Source organism: Teichococcus rhizosphaerae (assembly GCF_002631185.1).
Classification (GTDB): domain Bacteria; phylum Pseudomonadota; class Alphaproteobacteria; order Acetobacterales; family Acetobacteraceae; genus Pseudoroseomonas; species Pseudoroseomonas rhizosphaerae.
Window position 1 is genome coordinate 15106 of the sequence record NZ_PDNU01000036.1, and the last position, 19052, is coordinate 34157.

Consider the following 19052-nt stretch of genomic DNA (forward strand, 5'->3'; position numbering starts at 1 on the left):
GCGCGCCTTCAGCCTTTCTTCACCCGCCCCGTGCCAGAAATCCCGCGGCATCTGCGGCGGGCGAACTGGCATGCGCGAACTCTGGAAGAACCCCACCCTGCCGGGCATGCCTGGCGCGGGCCCCGGCATCGTTCCCGGCGGGCGGCGCAGCCCCTCGCCGCTGGCCGACTACCAGCAGGCCCGCTTCACCGGCTATGGCGGCCGCGACGTGCACCAGGACGTGCCGCCGCCGCCGCCCGCCGCGCTCAACCCCATCCTCAACCGGCTGCGGGACGACCTGGCGCAGCTCGTCGAGTCGCACCGCGACTTCTTCGCCCGCAACGCCGAGATGGACAGCCGCGCCCTCACCCGCACCCGGCAGGGCTGGGCCGTCGCCTGGCGCCGCTGGGCGCTGGACGACCTCGGCGACCAAGTGGCGGAAACGCGCGGCGTCTTCGTCATCTACCGGGGCGACAGCTTCCACCACCGCCTCTTCCTCGACAGGAACGGCCAGCAGCTCCTGGCCGTGCAGCCGCGCGAGCCGCTCTCGCCGCTGCGCTACCGCAAGCTCGGCGGCACGGCCGAGCTGTGCGACCTCTACGGCCCCTTCGCCCGCCTCGCGGACACGCCTCTCGGCTGAGCCGCCGCGCTACAGCGCCCGGAACAGCACCAGCGCGTCCACATAGCCATGGGCGGGGTGGTGGAAGGCCAGCGGCAGCCGCGCCAGCACCGCGAAGCCCATCGCCTGCCACAGCCGCACCGCGCGCTCATTGGTGCTGACGACGAAGTTGAACTGCATCGCCCGGTAGCCGCGCGCCCGGGCGTGCTCCAGGGAATGGGCGCACATCGCCCGCGCCACGCCCCGCCCGCTCGCCGGGGCCGCGGTCATGTAGCCGCAATTGCACACATGCGCGCCGCCCCCCGCCTGGTTGGAGCGGATGTAGTAGGTGCCGAGGATCTCTCCCCCCATCTCCGCCACGAAGGTCTCGCGGTCCGCGCCCAGCCAGTAGGCCAGCGCGCTTTCCTCGTCCATGTCGCGCGGCAGGGCGTAGGTCTCGCCGGCGCGGATGGTGGGACCGATGATGGACCAGATGGCGGCCCGGTCCTCGGAGCGCGCGGGGCGGATCAGCATGCGAGGAAGCTCTCCCGGTGGAGCGGCCGGTTTACGCGGCGCGGCGGCGGGGTGCCAAGGTGCCGGGGGGGAGGTGCCGGGCGGGGGGCTTCCCGCCCCGGCCCCGCGCGCTACTCTGGCCGGGCGCCGCGCCCTGGCGCCACCGCCGGAGGAAACCAGGCCCATGCTGCCGCTCGCCCGCTTCACCGTGCTCGACCTCACCCGCGTCCGCTCCGGCCCCACCTGCGTGCGGCAGCTGGCCGACTGGGGCGCCAACGTCATCAAGATCGAGGCGCCGGAGGCGGTGGACACCGGCAAGGGCCTGGGCGGCGACACGCATGGCCCCGACTACCAGAACGTCCACCGCAACAAGCGTTCCATCACCCTGAACCTGAAGGCGCCGGACGGGCTGGCCGCCTTCCGCCGCATGGTGGCCCAGGCTGACGTGGTGGTGGAGAACTACCGCCCCGACGTGAAGGACCGCCTCGGCATCGGCTACGAGGCGCTGTCCGCCCTCAACCCGCGCATCGTGCTCGGCTCCATCTCCGGCTTCGGGCAGGACGGGCCCTATGCGCGGCGGCCGGGCTTCGACCAGATCGCCCAGGGCATGGGCGGGCTGATGAGCGTGACCGGCCTGCCCGGCCAGGGGCCGGTGCGTGCCGGCATTCCCGTGGCCGACCTCACCGCCGGGCTCTACTGCGCCATCGGCATCCTCGTCGCCCTGCTGGAGCGGGAGCAGACGGGGCGCGGCCGCTGGGTGCACACCTCGCTGCTCGAGGCCATGGTGGCGATGATGGACTTCCAGGCCACGCGCTGGACCATGAAGGGCGAGGTGCCGAAGCAGGCCGGCAACGACCACCCCACCACCATTCCCACCGGCCTGTTCCGCACCTCGGACGGCGTCATCAACATCGCCGGCGGCGGCGGCGAGATGTGGCGGCGCATCGTTTCCGTGCTCGGCATCGAGGCTGAGGCGGCCGATCCGGAGCTGGCCACCGACGCGCTGCGCTCGAAGAACCGCGCCAGGACCAACGCCGTGCTCCAGGCGAAGCTGGAAACCGCCACCGCCGCCCACTGGGTCGAGGCCTTCAACGCCGCCGGCGTGCCCTGCGGCCCGGTCTATTCCATGGACCAGGTGTTCGACGACGCGCAGGTGAGGCATCTGGGCCTCGCCTGGCCGGTGCGGCACCCCGCGCTCGGCGAGATCAACCTCGTCCGCCCGCCGATGCAGCTCGCCGGCGTCGAGCCGCCGCGCCAGCCGACGCCGGAGCGCGGCCAGCACACCACCTCCGTGCTGCGCGAATTCGGCTTCGCCCCCGAGGAGATCGACACGCTGCGCGCCCGCAAAGCCATCTGACGAGGCCACCCGAACCATGCGCATCACCGCCATCCGCGACGGCGTCGCCCCCATCGCGAGCGACATCGCCAACGCCTATATCGACTTCTCGAAGATGACGGCCAGCATCGTCGCCGTCACGGTGGAGGATGGCGCGGGCCGCTCCGCCACCGGCTTCGGCTTCAACTCCAACGGGCGCTACGCCCAGCCCGGCCTGCTGCGGGAGCGCTTCATCCCGCGCCTGCTGGAAACGCCGGAGGCCCTGCTCTCCACGCCTGAGGGCACGCTGAACCCGGCCGGCGCCTGGGCGGCGATGATGCGCAACGAGAAGCCCGGCGGCCATGGCGAGCGCTCCGTCGCGGTCGGCGTGCTGGACATGGCGCTGTGGGACGCGGCGGCGAAGCTGGAGGGCGTGCCGCTGTGGAAGCTGCTGGCCACCCGCTACCGCCAGGGCCCGGAAGGCAGCCAGGCCGATGAAAGCGCCTGGATCTACGCGGCCGGCGGCTACTACTACCCGGGCAAGGGCGTCGATCAGCTCGTCGAGGAGATGCGCCGCTATCTCGGCATGGGCTATTCGGTGGTGAAGATGAAGATCGGCGGCGCGCCCGGCACGCCGCTGCGCGACGCGCTGAAGGAGGACATCGCCCGCATCGAGGCGGTGCTGAAGCTGCTGGATGGCGACGGCTCGCGCCTGTGCGTGGACGTCAACGGCCGTTTCGGCCTGCACGCGGCGCTGAGCTACGGGGCGGCGCTCGCCCCCTATAGCCTGCGCTGGTACGAGGAGCCGCTGGACCCACTGGACTACAGCACCCATGCCGCGCTGGCCGAGCACTATCCCGGTCCCATCGCCACGGGCGAGAACCTGTTCTCCATGCAGGACGCGCGCAACCTGATCCGCCATGGCGGGCTGCGCCCCGACCGGGACATCCTGCAGTTCGATCCCGCGCTCTCCTATGGCCTCGTGGAATACCTCCGCACGCTGGAGATGCTCGGCCAGCATGGCTGGTCGCCCCGCCGCTGCGTGCCGCATGGCGGGCAACAGTTCGCGCTCAACATCGCCATCGGGCTCGGCCTCGGGGGCAATGAAAGCTATCCGGAGGTGTTCGCGCCCTTTGGCGGCTTCGCCGACGACACGCCGGTGCGGGACAGCCGCATCCGGCCGCACGAGACGCCGGGCATCGGCTTCGAGCGGAAATCGGCGTTGTATGCGGTGCTGAGGACGCTGCTCGGCTGAGGAAGGGAGGCCAGGGGAAGGAATTCCCCTGGGCCCCGTTTTTTTCCTGTCAGTTCGCGGCCGCCGCCTCGCCGAGGCTCACGCCCAGGCGGGCATAGACCTCCGCCAGCCTCTTCTCATAGGCGGCGTTGCTGAACAGCGCGGCGCGCCGCGGGCCAGCGGCGGCGAGCCAGGCGCGCAGCTCCGCATCGCCGTCCAGCGCGCGGATCGCCTCCACCATGGCCCGCACGTCATAGGGATCGACGGTGATGGCGGCATCCCCCACCACCTCGGGCAGGGAGGAGGTGTTGGAGGTCATCACCGGCGTGCCCAGCATCATCGCCTCCAGCGCCGGCAGGCCGAAGCCCTCATAGAGCGAGGGGAACAGCGCCGCCTTCGCGCCGCGCACCAGCGAGACCAGCAGCCGGAAGGGCACGTAGTCCAGCAGGACGATCTTGCGCCGGGTGCGCAGGATGGAACCCTCCTGCACCTGGTAGCGGATATGGTCGTCGAACAGGAGCTGCAGCTCCTGCTCGCTCTTCCAGGCCTGCTTGCCGACGATGACCAGCGGCAGCTCGGAGGCGGAGGACAGGTAAGCCTCGATCATGCGGCCCACGTTCTTCTTCGGCTCGATGGCGCCGAAGAACAGGAAGTAGCCCTTCCAGGGCAGGCCGAAGCTGCCCATCACCTCGTCCTGCGCCTCGCCCAGCGGCTTCTCGGCAAACTTCCGCGGCAGCTCGACGGCCTGGTAGGTGTTCGTCACCTTCTCCGGGTCGGCGCCGAGCAGGTTGATGATGTCCTGCCGCGAGGTCTCGCTCACCGTCACGATGTGGTCGGCCTGGCGCACCAGCAGGCGGGTCAGCCGGTGGTACTGGCGCTTGTTGTCGAGCGTGGTGTAGGGCAGGCGCAGCGGCACCAGGTCGTGCAGGCAATAGATGTTTTTGGCCCCCGCCAGCCGCATCGGGATCGGGTAGGTCCAGTGCATCACCTCGGGCGGGCGCGGCATGCGCACGGTCAGCCGCCGCTTGAAGTGCTTGAAGTAGTTGGTGGCCAGGGTGAAGCCGTTCTCGACGTTCCACAGATGGTCGAAATGCGGCAGCCGGCTCTCGAAGGCGCTGGCCACCACCTTGCCGGTGATCGGCACATGGGTGGCGTATTCGCCGAGCGGGCCCATCGCCACCCGCCGCACGGCGCGCAGCCAGCGCAGCCGCCTGGCCGTGTCGCCCAGGCGGTTGTCGAAGAAGGCGACCTCGCGGATCAGCTCGTTGCGGCTGGGGCTGGCCTCGGTGCCGTAGAGCACCCCCACCTCCGCCCCCATCGCCCCCAGCCGGAAGCTGAGGTTGCGGGCATAGGTGGCGACGCCCGTGCCCTGTTCGAGCGCGAGGTTGTAGCCGTCGAGATAGATTCGCGAGCGCATGGGGGAACCCTAGGCCGAGATCCGCCCCAGGGGTAGCCAGCTCGGTAGCCAGCTCGGTAGCCAGGTCGGTGGCCAGGTCGGTGGCCAGGTCGGTGGCCAGTTGGCGCGTCCGGCGCCGCGCCGCTCTTGACCACGCGGCCCCGGCAGGGGGATGGGAGGGGAGGCACCGCAGGCGGGAGGGCACATGCTGGACGACGCGGAAGCATTGCGGCGGGAAGCGGACGGGCTGCGCGACCGGCGGGAATGGCGCGCGGCGGCGGCGGCCTACGCGGCCTTCCTGCGCCTGCGCCCCGAGGATGCCGGCATGCAGGTGCAGCAGGGGCACTGCCTGAAGGAGGCCGGCGACATCGCCGGCGCGCTGGCGCTCTACCACGCCGCCGCCGGGGCCCGGCCGGGGGATGCCGACATCCCGCTGCAGATCGGCCATGCGGAGAAGCTGCGCGGCGCCCGCGGCGCGGCGCTGGAGGCCTATGGCCGGGCCGTGCTGCTGGACCCGCGCTCCGAGAGCGCCTGGCGGGAATGGCGCGCCTTGGCCGGCGAGCGCCCCGGGCGCCCCCCGGGCCGCCCGCTGCCCGCCGCCGCCGGCGTGGTGCTGGACCTCACCGACCTCGCCAACTGGATCGGCGGCGGCCGACGGGCGCCCAGCGGCATCCAGCGCGTGCAGCTCGACATCGCCCGCGCGGCGCTGGAGGAGCCCAGCCCGCCGCGGCTCTGCGCCATGCCGGCCTCCCCCGGCGGCCATGGTCCCGGCTGGCGCGAGCTGCCGGCGCCCCTCTTCCTGCGGCTCGACCGGCTGATGAGCGAGGGCGCCGACCCGGAGGAGGCCGACTGGAAGGACGCCGCCACGCTGCTGGAGGCGCTGCTCGCCGCTCCGCCGCCGCTGCGCTTCGCGCCCGGCGCCGTGCTGGTGACGCTGGGCGGGACATGGGGCATGCCGGACCACCTCGCCAGCCTGCGCGTTGCCCGCGAGCGGGACGGGCTGCGCCATGTGCCGCTGCTGCATGACTGCATCCCCCTGCTGCTGCCCGAGCATTGCGCGGAAGGGGTGACGCGCGCCTATGCCCGCTGGTTCGCCAACCTGGCGCTGCACGCCGATGGGGTGCTGGCCGTGTCCCGCTCCACGGCGGACGACATGCGCCGCCTGCACGGGGCCCTGCTGCCCGGCCTGCCGGTGCCGCCCGCCGCCGTGCTGCGGCTGGATGCCGCCCCCCGTGCCCTGACGCGCCCGGCGCCCGCCCCGCCGCCCGAGCACCCCCTGCTGCGCGACGGCACGCCCTTTGTGCTGTTCGTCTCCACCATCGAGGCGCGCAAGAACCACCTGATGGCGTTCGGCGCCTGGCTGGCGCTGCTGCGCCGGCTGGGGCCGGAGGCGGTGCCGGTGCTGGTCTGCGTCGGCCGGCCGGGATGGCTGGCGGAGGCGGCGCTGGCGCTGCGCGACTCGCTGCCGGAGCTGAGATCGCGCATCCGCATCCTGCACGACGTGCCGGACCCGCTGCTGGCGGCGCTGTACCGGAACTGCCTGTTCACCCTCTACAACAGCCACCACGAGGGCTGGGGCCTGCCGGTGACGGAAAGCCTGGCCGCCGGCAAGGTGCCGCTGGTGCCCGCGCATTCGGCGCTGCGCGAGGCGGGGGAAGGCGGCGCGCTGTTCTTCGCTCCCGGCAGCGAGCCCGACCTGCTGGAGAAGCTCGCCCGCCTGATCACCGACCCTGCCTTCCGGGCGGAGGCGGAGGCGCGCATCGCCGCCGCCCCGCCGCTGCGGAGCTGGAACGCGGTGGCGGCGCAGCTCATGGCCGAGGCGCGCGCCCTGGCGCTGGCCGCCCCGGCCGACCTGCTGGCGCGCCTGCCGGTGCCCTCCGGCCGGCGGCACCGGCTGCGGCGGATCGAGACGGGCCGTCCCTCGCCGGAGATGGCGATCGCCGAGGCGGTGCGGCGGGGCGAGGGCTGGCACGCGCTGGAGGCGGAGGAGGCCTGGACCCGGCCGGGCGAGGCGCTGCTGGCGATCCCGCTCGGCCCCGATCAGGCCGGGCCGCTGCGGCTGGAGCTGGCGCTGCGGGCGCCGGCCGGGGCGCCGCGCGCGGTGGAGGTGCTGGCGCAGCGCGAGGGGGCGGAGCCGGCCGCGCCGGCCGCGCTGCAACTCCGGGCGGGCGAGTCGCTGAGCCTGGCGCTGGAGGTGCCGGCAGGCGGGCCGCTGCTGCGGGTGGAGCTGCTGAGCCAGGTGCCGCCGGAGGATGGGGAGACGGCGCATCTGGGCATCGGCGTCGCGGGCTTCGGCGTGGCCCGCGCCGGGCGGCTGGAGGACCGGCTGGGCCTGCTGGAGGAGCGCCGCTTCCTCGCCGCGCGGCCGGTGATGTGAGGCAGCTCCCCTTCGACGCCGACTTCCAGGCGCGGCTGGAGCTGCTGTTCCGCTGGCGGCGCGATGTCCGCCACTTCCGCCCCGAGCCGGTGCCGGAGGCGGTGCTGGAGCGGCTGGTGGCGCTGGCCGGGCTGGCCCCCTCGGTGGGCCTGAGCCAGCCCTGGCGCTTCGTGCTGGTGGAGGAGCCGGCGCGCCGCGCCGCCTTGCGCGAGAACTTCCGCCGCTGCGGCGCTGGCGGCGCAGCCGGCGGAGCGCGCCGCCCATTATGCCCGGCTGAAGCTGTCGGGGCTGGACCAGGCGCCCTGCCAGCTCGCCCTCTTCACCCTTCCCGAGCCGGAGCAGGGCCATGGCCTCGGCCGCCGCACCATGCCGCAGGCGCTGGACTATTCGGCGGTGATGGCGGCGCACACGCTGTGGCTGGCCGCCCGCGCCATGGGGCTGGGGCTCGGCTGGGTGTCGATCCTGGAGCCGGAGGGGGTGGCGGCGGCGCTGGCGGTACCGGCCGAATGGCGCTTCATCGGCCTGTTCTGCCTGGGCTACCCGCGGGCGGAATCCGACGTGCCGGAATTGCAGGCCGAGGGGTGGGAGACGCGCCGCCCCGTGCCGTTGCTGCGGCGCTGACGGCGGCGGGCGGGCCGGGAGGGGACGCCCCTCCCGGCCCCGGCCCGGTCAGTCGAAGACGCGCACCGAGAGCGCCGACTGGTAGATCAGCTGCAGCAGGTCGCGGGCGATCTGGAAGCTCTTGGCCCCCAGCTGCGGCAGGATGATCAGCTCGTCGCCCGGGCGCGGCCCCTCGCGCGGGTCGAGGATGATCTGGCCGCTGGCGCGGCGGATCATCACCCCGCCATCGTCGCCGCGCTGGGTGTAGCCGCCGGCCGCCTTCACATAGTCCGGGATGGTCATGTTCGGGCGCCACAGGATGGCCTGCGGCGTCGTCACCTCGCCGGCCACCAGCACCGTGTCGGAGCGCTCGGGGATGACGATGGTGTCGCCATCCTCCAGCCGGACATTGGTGCAGCGCCCGGCATTGTCCACCACCACCAGCCGTCCCTCCGGCTGCAGCCGGCGGCCGCGCTGGATGTAGTTGGAGACGAGCTGCGCCTCGCTGGCGCGGATCTCGGCGACGCCCGTGGTGGCGGAGGTGGCGGTGAAGAGCTGCCGCTCCAGCCGGTCCAGCGCCTCGTTGATCGAGCGGCGCTGCTGCGCCGCGATGCGCTTGCGCAGCAGGTAGACCGAGCCGGTGTCCGCCAGATGCGGCTCCACCGCGATATGGTCCAGCAGTTGGCAGAGGTTCATGTCGCGGTCGGCCACCAGCACCGAGGGGCCGATGCGGCTGCCCTCGACGAAGACGCGCACCGTGGGCGCCGGCGCGTCGGTGATGAAGGTCACCACGTCCTGGTCCAGCAGCGACTGGCGGCGCAGCGCCGGGATGTCCAGGTAGCGCGACCAGGGCTGGCCGTTGCGCGTGCCGCGGATGACGGCGTTGGTGGCCGCCGGCAGCGGCCCCGCGAGCTCCATCAGCTCGCTGCCCGCCATGGCGCGGTCCTTCACCTCGAAGAGGTAGTTGTTGCGGATGGCGCCATCGACCGAGACGGTTGGGCCCTGGCTGCCGACCACGATGGTGTCGCCGTCCTGCAGCGTCAGGCCGGGCAGCTTGCCCTGCAGCAGGAAGGGGTAGAGGTCGATGCGGGTGACGGCCCGGCTGCCGCGGTTGACCACGATGTCGCGGTAGGAGCCGCGCACCGGATCGACGCCGCCGGCGCGCAGCAGGTAGTCCAGCACCGTGTCGGAGGCCGAGCCGCGGTGGCGCCCCGGCAGCTTGACGAAGCCGGTGACATAGACGCCGATCTGGCTGGCCGAGAGCAGCACGGCATAGACCTGCACCTGCTGGGTGTAGATCCGCCGCACCTCGGCCTCCACGGTGCGCTGCAGGTCGCCGGCGCGGGTGCCGGCCAGGCGCAGCGGCCCGATGTTGGGCAGGAACAGGTTGCCCTCCGGGTCGATGGCGCCCATCACCTCCGCATCCACCGGGCCCCAGACGCGCACGCTGACGCGGTCCCCGGGCCCGAGGCGGTAGTTGGGGTTGCTGGTCTCGGAGGGCGTCGGCGCCGAGCGGGCGAACAGCGCCGCGCCGAACACGGTGCGGCTCGGCCCGGCGGGGCGGAAGGGCTCGGCCAGCGGCCCCTCGGCGGTGGCGCCGGCCTCCGCCTCGGTGGTGCTGCCGGCGCGGTTGATGATGCTGGTCTCGGGCAGCAGCTCCGGCACGGTCTGCGGCAGGTCGTTGCCGCCGCCCTGCGCCATGCGCGCCGGCACCGGCGGGCTGAGCAGGGAACTCGGTTGCGCCACCGCCTGGCCGGCGGTCAGGACCGCCAGGAGGGCGGCGATCAGCGCGCGGTTAGAGAGCATGTTCACGAATCCCCGCAGCCAGCATCCAGCCAATTCCGTACAGCACCGAGAGCACGGCGAACATGCTGATCAAGATGATCCCCGCCTTCGGATAGAGCGGATACTCCGCGACGCTGGGCTGCACCACCCGGGCCAGGAAGAGCTGCTGGCGCTGCGCGTCGAGCCGCGCCGTTTCCAGCGAGATGGTGGCGGAGGCGAGCTGCTTGTCGGCGAACTCGCGCTCCAGCAGCAGCCGCTCATAGGTGGCGAGCTGGCCCGGCAGCGCCTGGCCGCCGAGCGTCAGCCGCTCGCGCTGGCGGCCGATCTCGGTCTGCAGCGAGGCGATGCGGTTGCGCAGCGTCGCGATCTGCGGGTTGTCCGGCCGCATGAAGGCGGATTTCTCCTGCAGCTCGGCCCGCGCCGTGGTCAGCTGCGCTTCCAGCGCGCCCAGGCTCTCCAGGCCGATCTGGGCGCTGCGCGACGGATCGACCGCCTGCTCGCGCTGGCGGAAGGCGGTGACGGCGGCCTGCGAGTCCAGCACCCGCTGCTCGGCGCGCGCCAGCTCCTCATGCGCCAGGCGCAGCGTTTCCTCGCGCGCCCGGCCCGAGAGGTGGTTGATGAAGTCCTCCGACAGGCGGAGCTGCTCCTCGGCGATGCGCTGCGCGTCCTCGGGCCGGAAGGCGCGCACCTGCAGGGTGGTGATGCCCGAGGTGGCGTCGTGCGAGATGGTGTTCATCCGCCGGTGGTAGAACTGCAGGAACTCGATGGGCGGGCTGGAGAACCACAGGCGGAGCAGCAGGTCCGCCTCCGGCCGGCGGTAGAGGCCGATCAGGTCCACGCTCCGGTCGAGCGCCCGCAGCGCGTCGTGGGACTGCAGGAAGTCGCGCACGGCCAGCGATTCCTCGCTCGACTGCTTGAAGCCCGCCGCGCCGATCATGTCGCTCAGCGTCGAGGCGACGCGCGTTTCCTGCCGGCCGCGCACCACGAAACGGGTTTCCGAGACATATTGCCCGGCGGCGATGCCGTAGAGGTAGATCCCCGCGAGCAGGGTGGGCAGCACGACGAGGAGCAGGTAGAAGCGCCGCCGCCACAGCATGCGCTTCAGCGGCGAGGCGGGACGGGACGCGGCGGGCCGGCTGGCGGCCGCGCCGGTCATGCCGGGGTCAGAGACCCTGGTAGGCGGCGATAGCTTCATCAACGTCCTCGTAGAATTCCAGCGTGCCGTTCCGCAGGATCGCGGCTGTCTTGCAGTATTTCTTCACGTGCCCGGCATTGTGCGACACCAGCAGCATCGCCGCGTTGGCCCGCCGGACCTCCAGCACCTCGCGGCACTTGTTGGCGAAGCGGGCGTCGCCGGTGGAGAGCGCCTCGTCCACCAGGTAGCAGTCGAAATCCACCGCGAAGGAGAGCGCCATCAGCAGGCGCGACATCATGCCGGAGGAATAGGTCTTCACCGGCTCGTGGAAATACGGGCCGAGTTCCGAGAAGTCGGCGACGAACTCCTCCGTCCGCTTCAGCGGCATGCCGTAGAGGCGGGCGATGAAGCGGGCATTGGCGATGCCCGTCAGGCTGCTCTGGATGCCGTAGCTGCCGCCGATCGGCCAGGAGATCGACATCTCGCGCCGGATCCGCCCGCGGGTCGGCGCCTCGACGCCGGCGAAGATGCGCAGCAGGGTGGACTTGCCCGCGCCGTTGCGGCCGAGGATGCCCACATGGTCGCCGCGCCGGATGCGGGCATGCACGCCGCGCAGGACGTAGCGGTGCCCCTGCCGCCCCTCGAAGCGCTTCCAGACGTTGTCGAGCTCGATCATGGCGCTCAGTCCGACATCGACAGGCGCGGCCGCGCCCCGCGCAGCCCGGCCATGCCGACGAGGTTGAGGCCGATGACCCAGATCATCACGTAGCCAAGGTCGAAATGCGGCACGACGCGGTCGCCGAACATGGCCCAGCGGTTCATCTCGTGGACATGCACGAGCGGGTTCCACAGCAGCATCTCCCGCGCTTCGGGCGGCATGTACTCCACCATGTAGAAGGTCGCGGAGATCGGCATCAGGATGTAGGTGAAGGGGTGCACCAGCCGCTCGGTGAACTCGAGGAACACCTGGACCGAGCCCAGCACCATGGCCAGCCCGTGGCCCAGCAGGGCGCTCAGCAGCAGGCCCAGGATCAGCAGCGCCGGGTCGCTCGGGACCTCGCCCACGGTCAGCATGCCGCCAAGGATGAACAGCAGGACGATGGCGGCGCACACCATCATCTCCATCAGGTTCCGCGCGATCATCAGGTCCAGCAGCGAGATGCTGCGGTGGAACAGCAGCGACATGTTGGAGGTGACGGCCGAGGCGCCACGGCTGGTGATGGAGCGGAACATCATGAACGGCACGTAGCCCATCCCGTAGAACAGGAAGGTGGGCAGGTCGTTGGGCAGGTGGCTGCCGCTCAGCCAGTGCACCGTCGAGATCATCACGGCCAGCATCATCGGCTCGCCGATCAGCCAGACATAGCCGAGGCGGCTGGTGCCGAAGCGCGTCAGCAGCTCCCGCATGAACAGCGCGCTGATGACCCGGACCTGCGCTTCCAGGGCGCTGCCCGGCGCGCGGCGGGGCACATCCGCGATCACGGCCGGGCCACCGCCCCGCCTCGCAGCAGCGGGCGCGCCGCGGCCCAGCCGCCCGGCTCCTCGCAATACAGCGCCGGGCGCGTCGTGCCCCCGCTGCCCACGGCCAGCTCCCGGCAGGGGCGCCCGCTGGCGGCGTGGTAGCTGCGCACCACCTGCACCCGGACCGGCGCCGCCCCCGGGGCGGGCGCGAGCACGCTCTGCTCGCCCTCCCGCGCGCGGGAGGCGAAGATCGCCAGCGGCTCCATGGGCCTTTGCGGCACGGCCGCCGAGGCGGCGGCGGCCTGGCTGCCCCCCGCGCCGGACAGGGCGCCGCAGCCCGGCAAGGCCAACGCCACCAGCAGCGGCACGGCCAGACATGTCAATCGGCGAAGGCGGGCAGGGCTGGTAACAGACCGCCCCATCACGCAGGCTTGCGGACGTTCTTGCATGAGCAAAACCTAACGCAACGTAAAGCGGCTGGCAAAACTCGCCTGCTTGCATGTGGTTAATATATTCATTACGCGCATTGCGCTTGTCTTTCTTCCCTTTTATGCGCCGGACACTTCCGCTGACCCAGCTTTCCAGGAGCATTGCCTTTCCCCGTGCCACGGCGGCGGATGCCGCGCATCTGGCGGCGTTCTGGCCGGAATACCGCCTGGCGCCGGCGGCGCGGGCGAGCCTGCTCGCCGTGGCGGAAGGCGACCCGCCCCCCCGCCTGCCACCCTCCGCCGGGCTGATCCGCTATGCCCCCGGCCTGCTGCGCGCCCCCCGCTTCGGGCAGCGCGGCCGGCCCGTGGCGCTGATGCCCTGCGGCCCGCTGCCCGCCATGCTGCGGGAGGCCCCCCTCGCCCCCCCGCCCCCGGCCGACGCCGCGGCGCTGTACCGCGCGGGCCAGGCGGCCGCCCAGGCGGCGCGCGCCCGGGTGGGCGGCGAGCCCTGCCTGCCCGATCCCGGCGCCGCCCGGCTGCGCCTGCCGCCCCGCGCGGCGGTGCTGGTGCTCGACCCCTGCGACCCGTCCCGGCTGGCCGCCGCGCGCGCCGCCCTGGCCTCGGCGCTGGCGGTCGCGGCGGGGCGCCCCCTGCTGCTGGCGCGCGACCCCGCCGCCCGCCCCGGCCAGCCGCCGCTGCTGCGCCCGCCGCCCGGGGCGCGGCTGCTGAACGTCCGCCTCTCGCCCTGGACCCTGCTGGACCTGGCCGAGGACCTGCACGGCGCCTCGGCCGAGATGGCGCTGCTGGCCGCCGCGGCCGGGGTGCGGGTGGCCGGGCGGCAGCTGGACCCGGCGCCGCGCTGGGCCGCGCTGATCGCCGCCACGCGCTGCGCCGACCCCTTCCTGGAACGCCCCTGGCCCTTCGAGCGGGCCCTGGAGCAGCTCGCCCACTGGCAGGCGGCGCAGCGGGAGAACCGGCAGGTGGCGGTGTGCCTCGGCATGGCGCCCTGGAAGCGCGCGCGCATCGCCGCCCTGTTCGCCCATGCGGGCGGCACCCCCGGCTTCACCGGCCGGCCGGAACGCGCCATCGCCCTGGCGCGGCAACAGGGCGGCGCCATCGCCGCCTGGGCCGGCCGCGTGCCGGAAGGCTTCCGTGCCCGCTGCGAGGCCGAGGGCGTGCGGCTGCTGACGGTGGAGGACGGCTTCATCCGCTCGCGCGGGCTGGGCGCCCGCTTCCTGCCCGGTGCCGCCTATGCGGTGGACGATCGCGGCGTCTATTACGACCCCGCCCGGCCGAGCGCGCTGGAGCGGCTGCTCGCCACCGCCGAGTTCCCGCCCGCGCTGCTGTCGCGCGCGGCGGCCCTGCGCGCGGCGATCGTGGCGCGCGGCGTCAGCAAGTACAACCTGGCCGGCGCGGCGCCCCCGGGCGCGGCCCCTCTGGTCGCGGCGCCGCCGGGCCGCCCCCGCCTGCTGGTGCCCGGGCAGGTGGAGGACGACGCCTCGGTGCGGCTGGGCGGCGGGCCGATCCGGCGCAACCTGGCGCTGCTCCGCGCCGTGCGCGCCGCGCATCCGGAGGCCTGGCTGGTCTACAAGCCGCACCCCGACCTGGAGGCCGGCTTCCGCAAGGGCCGCCTGCCGGCCGCCGCGCTGGCCGGGCTGGCCGACCAGGTGGTGACCGGCACCCCCCTGCCCGCGCTGCTGCCGCTGGTGGACGCGGTGCACACCCTCACCTCGCTGTCCGGCTTCGAGGCGCTGCTGCGCGGCGTCAGGGTGGTCACCTATGGCCAGCCCTTCTATGCCGGCTGGGGCCTCACCGAGGACCGCGCCCCGCCGCCCCGCCGCGGCCGGCCGCTCAGCCTGGACGCGCTGGTGGCCGGCACGCTGATCCTGTTTCCCCGGCAGGTGGACCCGGTGACGGAGCTGCCCTGCCCGCCCGAGCTGATCCTGGAGCGGCTGGACGACCCCACGGCCTGGAAGGTCTCGCCCCTCACCCTGCACCGGGGCGCGGAGGGCTGGCTGCGCGGCTGGGTCTCGCGTCTGCGGGGGCTGCGGTGAGCGGGTTCCGCAGCGTCGTCATCAGCGGCGCCTCGCGCGGGCTGGGGGCGGCGCTGGCCCTGCGGCTGGCGGCGCCCGGCGTGCGGATCGGGCTGATCGGGCGGGACGCGGCGGCGCTGGCGGAAGTGGCGGCGGCGGCGGCGGCACGGGGCGCGGAGCCGTTCGCGGCGGCGCAGGACGTGCGGGACGCCGAGGCCATGGCCCGCCTCCTGGCCGGCTGGGACGCGGCCGCGCCGGTCGACCTCGTGGTGGCCAATGCCGGCATCGCCGCCGGCACCCGCCCCGGTGGCGCCCCCGAGGGGCTGGCCGCCGCGCGGGAACAGGTGGCGGTGAACCTGCTGGGCGCGATGAACCTGGTGGAGCCGCTCTGGCCGGCGATGCGGGCGCGCGGGCGCGGCCATATCGGGCTGGTGGCCTCGCTCGCCGCCTTCCGGGGCCTGCCGGACAGCCCGGGCTACTGCGCCAGCAAGGCCGGGCTCTGGGCCTATGGCGAGGCGCTGCGCGCCGGGCTGCGCCCCGCCGGGCTGCGGGTGACGCTGGTGGCGCCCGGCTTCTTCGACAGCGCCATGGGCGCCCGCTGGCAGGGCCCGCGCCCCTTCTCGGTCAGCGCCGAGGCGGCGGCGGAAAAGGTGGAGCGCGCATTGCGGCGCGGCGCGGCGCGGCTGGCCTTTCCCTGGCCGCTGGCCTGGGCGCTGCGGCTCTCGCCCCTGCTGCCGGCCGCCTGGGTGGACGGGATGGTCCGCCGCATGGCCTTCCGCATCCGGGAAGACTGATCAGGCTTCCGGTCGATCCGGCGCGCGGAGGCAATGCAGCCGGGCCGCGCCATGCTCGCGGCTGTCCAGCGCCGTGAAGCCGGCCAGCGGCCCCTCCAGCGGCAGCGCCTCATCCCGTCCCGTCTCGGCCACCACCAGCGCGGCGGGGGCGATCCAGCCGGCGACCCGCAGGGCCACGAGGGCACGCGGCACCAGCTCCTGCCCATAGGGCGGGTCCAGGAAGACCAGGCCGCAGGGTGCCACGGCGCGCGGCGGGCGCGTGGCGTCGCCGGGCAGGATGCGGGCGCGCTCGCCCTCGCGGCAGGCGGTGATGTTGGCGCGCAGCACGCCGAGCGCCACGCGGTCCCGCTCGATGAAGGCGGCCGAGGCGGCGCCGCGCGAAAGCGCCTCCAGCCCCAGCGCGCCGGTGCCGGCGAAGGCGTCCAGCACCGCCGCATCCTCCACCGCCGCGCGGCCGGCCCAGGGGGCGTGCCAGAGCATGTCGAACAGCGCCTGCCGCACGCGGTCGGCGGTGGGGCGGGTGGTGGCGCCGGGAGCGGCCTCCAGGCGGCGCCCCCGGTGGCGGCCGGCGATGATCCGCATCGGCCTAGCGCGGCTTGCCCCGGCCGCGCGGGCGGCCGTCTTCCTCGCCGCCGCGCGGGCGGCCGGGCTCCTCTCCGGCACGGGAGCGGCCGGGCTCCTGCCCGGGACGGGCGCGGCTGGGCTCCGGGCCGGGGCGGGCGCGGCTGGCATATTCGGCGCGCCGGCGGCCGCCACCCGGGCCCTGCGGCTGGTCCGCCGCGTCCGGCCCCTGCACCACGGCGCCCCAGGGGCTGCGGAACTGCTCGGTGGCGTTGCGCGCGCGCGGCGGCTTGGCCGGGCGGCTGCGCTGCACCGCCTCGGGCTTCGGCGCCGCCGGACGCTCCTCCTCCGCCCCCGCCCTGGCGGCGGCGGCGGCCCGGGCGCGCTCCACCCCGCGCAGCACGCGCGGCGGCGCATCGAGGCCGAGCTGCTCGCGCAGCACCTTGGCGTTCACCTCCTCCACCGCGCCGCGCGGCAGCGGGCCGAGGGTGAAGGGGCCATAGGCGGTGCGGATCAGCCGCGTCACCGTCAGGCCGAGATGCTGCAGCACGCGCCGCACCTCGCGGTTCTTGCCTTCCTGCAGCGAGACGGTGAGCCAGGCATTGGTGCCCTGGCGGGAATCGAGCCCCGCCTCGATCGGGCCATAGGCCACGCCCTCCACCGTGACGCCGCGCGCCAGATCGGCCAGGGCGCGCTCATCCACCCGGCCATGCACGCGGGCGCGGTAGCGGCGCACCCAGGCGTTCTGCGGCAGCTCCAGCCGGCGCGACAGGGCGCCGTCATTGGTCAGCAGCAGCAGCCCCTCGGAGTTCAGGTCGAGCCGGCCGACGGACACCAGGCGCGGCAGCCCGGCCGGCAGCTCCTCGAACACGGTGCGGCGCCCCTCGGGGTCCTTGTGCGTGGTCACGAGGCCCGGCGGCTTGTGGTAGCGGAACAGGCGGGTGCGCTCCGGCGCGCCCACCGGCTTGCCGGCCACCGTCACGCGGTCCTCGGGCCCGACAAAGGTGGCGGGGCTGTCCACCACCGTGCCGTTCAGCGCCACCTGCCCCTCGGCCACCAGCTTCTCGGCGTCGCGCCGGCTGGCGATGCCGGCGCGGGCCAGCCACTTGGCGATGCGCTCGCCCTTCGGGCCCCCGGCCTGGCCATCGGCGGGGCTGTCGGCGGGCATGTCGTTCCCCTCCATGTCGCCGCTCATCGGCCGGCCCGCCGGCAGGCCGCCACGAAGGCGTCGAGGATGCTCTGGTCGGCCGCGTCCACCGCGTATTCCGGGTGCCATTGCACGCCGAGGGCGAAGCGGTGCCGGGTGGATTCGATGCCCTCGATCACCCCGTCCGGCGCCACGGCGTTCACCACCGTGTCCGGCCCCGTCCGCTCCACCGCCTGGTGGTGGGCCGAGTTCACCGCCATGCGTGCGCCGCCCACCGCGCGGGCCAGCAGCGTGCCGGGGGCGATGGCGACCTCGTGCCCGGGCTCGGTGCGCGGGTTGGGCTGCTCATGCGCCAGCGCGTCCGGCACGCTGTCCGGGATGTGCTGGATCAGCGTGCCGCCCAGCGCCACGGCCAGGAGCTGCTGCCCGCCGCAGATGCCGAGGATGGGCATGTCCCGCTCCAGCGCGCCGCGCACCATGGCCAGCTCGAAGGCGGTGCGCCCCTGCTTCAGCGCCACGGTGGGATGGGCCGGGCCGCCGCCATAGAGCGAGGGATCGACGTCGAAGGCGCCGCCGGTGACGAGCAGGCCGTCGATGGTGTCGAGATACTGTTCAGCCAGCTCCGGCGCGTGCGGCAGGGCGATGGGCAGGCCGCCCGCGCGGGCCACGCTCTCGAAGTAGTTCTGGCGGAGGGCGTACCAGGGAAGCTTGGAGTAGCCGCCGGGCTGCTCCGCATCCAGGGTCACGCCGATCAGGGGAAGGGTGCGCATGAAGCGGTTGCTACCCCTGCCAGCCGGGCTTCACAACGAGGAAGTCGGGAAGGCGGGGCGAATGAATTCCCCCATGCCCCCTTCTTTTTTCTGCCGGCGGGCGGGTTTACCCGTCCCGGCCTTTGCGCTGATCTCGGCGAACGGGACACAGGAGGGAATGATGCAGCTTCAGGGCAGGCGCGTGGTGGTGATGGGCGGCAGCCGCGGCATCGGCCGCAGCATCGCGCTGGGCTTCGCGCGGGAGGGCGCCTCGGTCGCGCTCTGCGCCCGCGGGGCGGCGGCGCTGGAGGCGGCGCGGGCCGAGGTGGCGGCGCTCGGCGTCACTGCCTTCGCCGCGCCCTGCGACCTTTCGAGGGCCGAGGACATCGCCGCCTTCATCCCCGCCGCGGCCAGGGCGCTGGGCGGCATCGACGTGCTGGTGAACAACGCCTCCGGCTTCGGCGCGGCCGATGACGAGGCGGGCTGGGCCGCCTCCTTCGCGGTGGACATGATGGCGATCGTGCGCGCCAGCCAGGCGGCCGAGCCCTGGCTCGCCGAGGCGGGGCCGAAGCTGGAGGGGGGTGCCGCCATCGTCAACGTCTCCTCCATCTCGGCGCTGCGGGCGAGCAGCCGCACCCCGCCCTATGGCGCCATCAAGGCGGCGGTGATGCACTACACGGGCAGCCAGGCGAAGATGCTGGCGCGCAAGGGCATCCGCGTGAACGCCGTGGCGCCCGGCTCCATCGAGTTCCCGGGCGGCATGTGGGAGGAGCGGCGGCAGAGCGACCCGGCGCTCTACAACGCCACGCTGGGGCAGATCCCCTTCGGCCGGCTGGGCCATCCGGAGGAGGTGGCGGATGTGGTGCTGTTCCTGGCCTCCCGCCGCGCCCGCTGGGTGACGGGGCAGAGCATCGTGGTGGATGGCGGCCAGCTCATCGGGCCGTGAC

The 19052-nt window shown here is 73.9% G+C and carries 17 protein-coding genes and 2 pseudogenes; 9 read left to right on the forward strand and 10 right to left on the reverse strand.

Annotation, left to right across the window (positions count from 1 at the left end; translation table 11 throughout):
* Positions 1-70 precede the first annotated feature (70 nt).
* Positions 71-619: a hypothetical protein gene (locus CR162_RS16690; protein ID WP_099096673.1), complete on the forward strand. Its 549-nt coding sequence runs from the start codon at positions 71-73 to the stop codon at positions 617-619.
* Between the two features lie 9 nt (positions 620-628).
* Here CR162_RS16690 and CR162_RS16695 read toward each other — a convergent pair whose 3' ends face one another.
* The gene (locus CR162_RS16695) at positions 629-1111 is read right to left on the reverse strand and encodes a GNAT family N-acetyltransferase (RefSeq protein ID WP_099096674.1); all 483 of its coding nucleotides are present in this window, start codon (positions 1109-1111) and stop codon (positions 629-631) included.
* A 163-nt stretch (positions 1112-1274) separates the two neighbouring features.
* Between CR162_RS16695 and CR162_RS16700 the strand changes: the two genes are divergently transcribed.
* Complete coding sequence (locus CR162_RS16700) at positions 1275-2447, forward strand: CaiB/BaiF CoA transferase family protein (RefSeq protein WP_099096675.1); 1173 nt, start codon at positions 1275-1277, stop codon at positions 2445-2447.
* Between the two features lie 16 nt (positions 2448-2463).
* Complete coding sequence (locus CR162_RS16705) at positions 2464-3660, forward strand: enolase C-terminal domain-like protein (RefSeq protein WP_099096676.1); 1197 nt, start codon at positions 2464-2466, stop codon at positions 3658-3660.
* Between the two features lie 49 nt (positions 3661-3709).
* Here the strand turns inward: CR162_RS16705 and CR162_RS16710 are convergent, their stop codons facing one another.
* Positions 3710-5056, reverse strand: a complete 1347-nt coding sequence (locus CR162_RS16710) for a glycosyltransferase family 4 protein (RefSeq protein ID WP_099096677.1) — start codon at positions 5054-5056, stop codon at positions 3710-3712.
* A gap of 184 nt (positions 5057-5240) precedes the next feature.
* Between CR162_RS16710 and CR162_RS16715 the strand changes: the two genes are divergently transcribed.
* From CR162_RS16715 to bluB, 3 genes and pseudogenes are all read left to right on the forward strand, one after another.
* Positions 5241-7412, forward strand: a complete 2172-nt coding sequence (locus CR162_RS16715; RefSeq protein ID WP_099096678.1) for a glycosyltransferase family 4 protein — start codon at positions 5241-5243, stop codon at positions 7410-7412.
* 101 nt (positions 7413-7513) lie between these two features.
* Positions 7514-7573 (forward strand): annotated as a pseudogene (locus CR162_RS23250) (hypothetical protein); the annotation flags it as partial.
* 70 nt (positions 7574-7643) lie between these two features.
* Positions 7644-8033: a 5,6-dimethylbenzimidazole synthase gene (gene bluB, locus CR162_RS23255; protein WP_367604141.1), complete on the forward strand. Its 390-nt coding sequence runs from the start codon at positions 7644-7646 to the stop codon at positions 8031-8033.
* A 48-nt stretch (positions 8034-8081) separates the two neighbouring features.
* Here the strand turns inward: bluB and CR162_RS16725 are convergent, their stop codons facing one another.
* Genes CR162_RS16725 through CR162_RS16745 form a run of 5 tightly spaced genes read right to left on the reverse strand, consistent with a single transcriptional unit; the run spans position 8082 to position 12761 of the window.
* Positions 8082-9818 (reverse strand): polysaccharide biosynthesis/export family protein, encoded by a 1737-nt coding sequence (locus tag CR162_RS16725; RefSeq protein WP_099096679.1) that lies wholly within the window; start codon positions 9816-9818, stop codon positions 8082-8084.
* Complete coding sequence (locus CR162_RS16730; RefSeq protein ID WP_099096680.1) at positions 9808-10953, reverse strand: capsule biosynthesis protein; 1146 nt, start codon at positions 10951-10953, stop codon at positions 9808-9810. Before CR162_RS16730 ends, CR162_RS16725 begins: the two co-directional genes overlap by 11 nt.
* Positions 10954-10960: 7 nt before the next feature.
* The gene (locus CR162_RS16735; RefSeq protein WP_099096681.1) at positions 10961-11608 is read right to left on the reverse strand and encodes an ABC transporter ATP-binding protein; all 648 of its coding nucleotides are present in this window, start codon (positions 11606-11608) and stop codon (positions 10961-10963) included.
* A 5-nt stretch (positions 11609-11613) separates the two neighbouring features.
* Positions 11614-12414 carry an ABC transporter permease gene (locus tag CR162_RS16740; protein WP_099096682.1) on the reverse strand — a complete coding sequence of 267 codons (801 nt, stop codon included), beginning with the start codon at positions 12412-12414 and terminating at the stop codon, positions 11614-11616.
* On the reverse strand, positions 12411-12761 hold the full coding sequence (locus CR162_RS16745; protein WP_176559892.1) for a DVU3141 family protein: 351 nt from the start codon (positions 12759-12761) through the stop codon (positions 12411-12413). Before CR162_RS16745 ends, CR162_RS16740 begins: the two co-directional genes overlap by 4 nt.
* A gap of 182 nt (positions 12762-12943) precedes the next feature.
* On the opposite strand from CR162_RS16745, the gene CR162_RS16750 reads away from it, so the two are divergent.
* Together CR162_RS16750 and CR162_RS16755 are read left to right on the forward strand one after the other, a co-directional pair.
* Positions 12944-14875, forward strand: coding sequence for a capsular polysaccharide export protein, LipB/KpsS family (locus CR162_RS16750; RefSeq protein ID WP_099096684.1), 1932 nt, complete (start codon positions 12944-12946; stop codon positions 14873-14875).
* On the forward strand, positions 14872-15648 hold the full coding sequence (locus tag CR162_RS16755) for an SDR family NAD(P)-dependent oxidoreductase (RefSeq protein ID WP_099096685.1): 777 nt from the start codon (positions 14872-14874) through the stop codon (positions 15646-15648). Before CR162_RS16750 ends, CR162_RS16755 begins: the two co-directional genes overlap by 4 nt.
* Here the strand turns inward: CR162_RS16755 and rsmD are convergent, their stop codons facing one another.
* From rsmD to CR162_RS16770, 3 genes and pseudogenes are all read right to left on the reverse strand, one after another.
* The gene (rsmD, locus tag CR162_RS16760) at positions 15649-16230 is read right to left on the reverse strand and encodes a 16S rRNA (guanine(966)-N(2))-methyltransferase RsmD (RefSeq protein WP_099096716.1); all 582 of its coding nucleotides are present in this window, start codon (positions 16228-16230) and stop codon (positions 15649-15651) included.
* Between the two features lie 403 nt (positions 16231-16633).
* Positions 16634-17377: pseudogene (locus tag CR162_RS16765) on the reverse strand (pseudouridine synthase); the annotation flags it as partial.
* Positions 17378-17400: 23 nt separating this feature from the next.
* The gene (locus tag CR162_RS16770; protein WP_099096686.1) at positions 17401-18126 is read right to left on the reverse strand and encodes a gamma-glutamyl-gamma-aminobutyrate hydrolase family protein; all 726 of its coding nucleotides are present in this window, start codon (positions 18124-18126) and stop codon (positions 17401-17403) included.
* A 157-nt stretch (positions 18127-18283) separates the two neighbouring features.
* Here CR162_RS16770 and CR162_RS16775 point away from each other — a divergent pair, with 157 nt between their 5' ends.
* A complete protein-coding gene (locus tag CR162_RS16775) occupies positions 18284-19051 on the forward strand; it encodes an SDR family NAD(P)-dependent oxidoreductase (protein WP_367604140.1) in 768 nt (255 codons plus the stop codon).
* The last annotated feature ends 1 nt before the right edge of the window (position 19052 follow it).

What these genes read in the sequence shown, in the direction of transcription:
- CR162_RS16690 (WP_099096673.1), top strand. Translation starts at nt 71, where the DNA reads ATGCGCGAACTCTGGAAGAACCCCACCCTGCCGGGCATGCCTGGCGCG.
- CR162_RS16695 (WP_099096674.1), bottom strand. Translation starts at nt 1,111, where the DNA reads ATGCTGATCCGCCCCGCGCGCTCCGAGGACCGGGCCGCCATCTGGTCC.
- CR162_RS16700 (WP_099096675.1), top strand. Translation starts at nt 1,275, where the DNA reads ATGCTGCCGCTCGCCCGCTTCACCGTGCTCGACCTCACCCGCGTCCGC.
- CR162_RS16705 (WP_099096676.1), top strand. Translation starts at nt 2,464, where the DNA reads ATGCGCATCACCGCCATCCGCGACGGCGTCGCCCCCATCGCGAGCGAC.
- CR162_RS16710 (WP_099096677.1), bottom strand. Translation starts at nt 5,056, where the DNA reads ATGCGCTCGCGAATCTATCTCGACGGCTACAACCTCGCGCTCGAACAG.
- CR162_RS16715 (WP_099096678.1), top strand. Translation starts at nt 5,241, where the DNA reads ATGCTGGACGACGCGGAAGCATTGCGGCGGGAAGCGGACGGGCTGCGC.
- CR162_RS16725 (WP_099096679.1), bottom strand. Translation starts at nt 9,818, where the DNA reads ATGCTCTCTAACCGCGCGCTGATCGCCGCCCTCCTGGCGGTCCTGACC.
- CR162_RS16730 (WP_099096680.1), bottom strand. Translation starts at nt 10,953, where the DNA reads ATGACCGGCGCGGCCGCCAGCCGGCCCGCCGCGTCCCGTCCCGCCTCG.
- CR162_RS16735 (WP_099096681.1), bottom strand. Translation starts at nt 11,608, where the DNA reads ATGATCGAGCTCGACAACGTCTGGAAGCGCTTCGAGGGGCGGCAGGGG.
- CR162_RS16750 (WP_099096684.1), top strand. Translation starts at nt 12,944, where the DNA reads ATGCGCCGGACACTTCCGCTGACCCAGCTTTCCAGGAGCATTGCCTTT.
- rsmD (WP_099096716.1), bottom strand. Translation starts at nt 16,230, where the DNA reads ATGCGGATCATCGCCGGCCGCCACCGGGGGCGCCGCCTGGAGGCCGCT.
- CR162_RS16770 (WP_099096686.1), bottom strand. Translation starts at nt 18,126, where the DNA reads ATGCGCACCCTTCCCCTGATCGGCGTGACCCTGGATGCGGAGCAGCCC.
- CR162_RS16775 (WP_367604140.1), top strand. Translation starts at nt 18,284, where the DNA reads ATGATGCAGCTTCAGGGCAGGCGCGTGGTGGTGATGGGCGGCAGCCGC.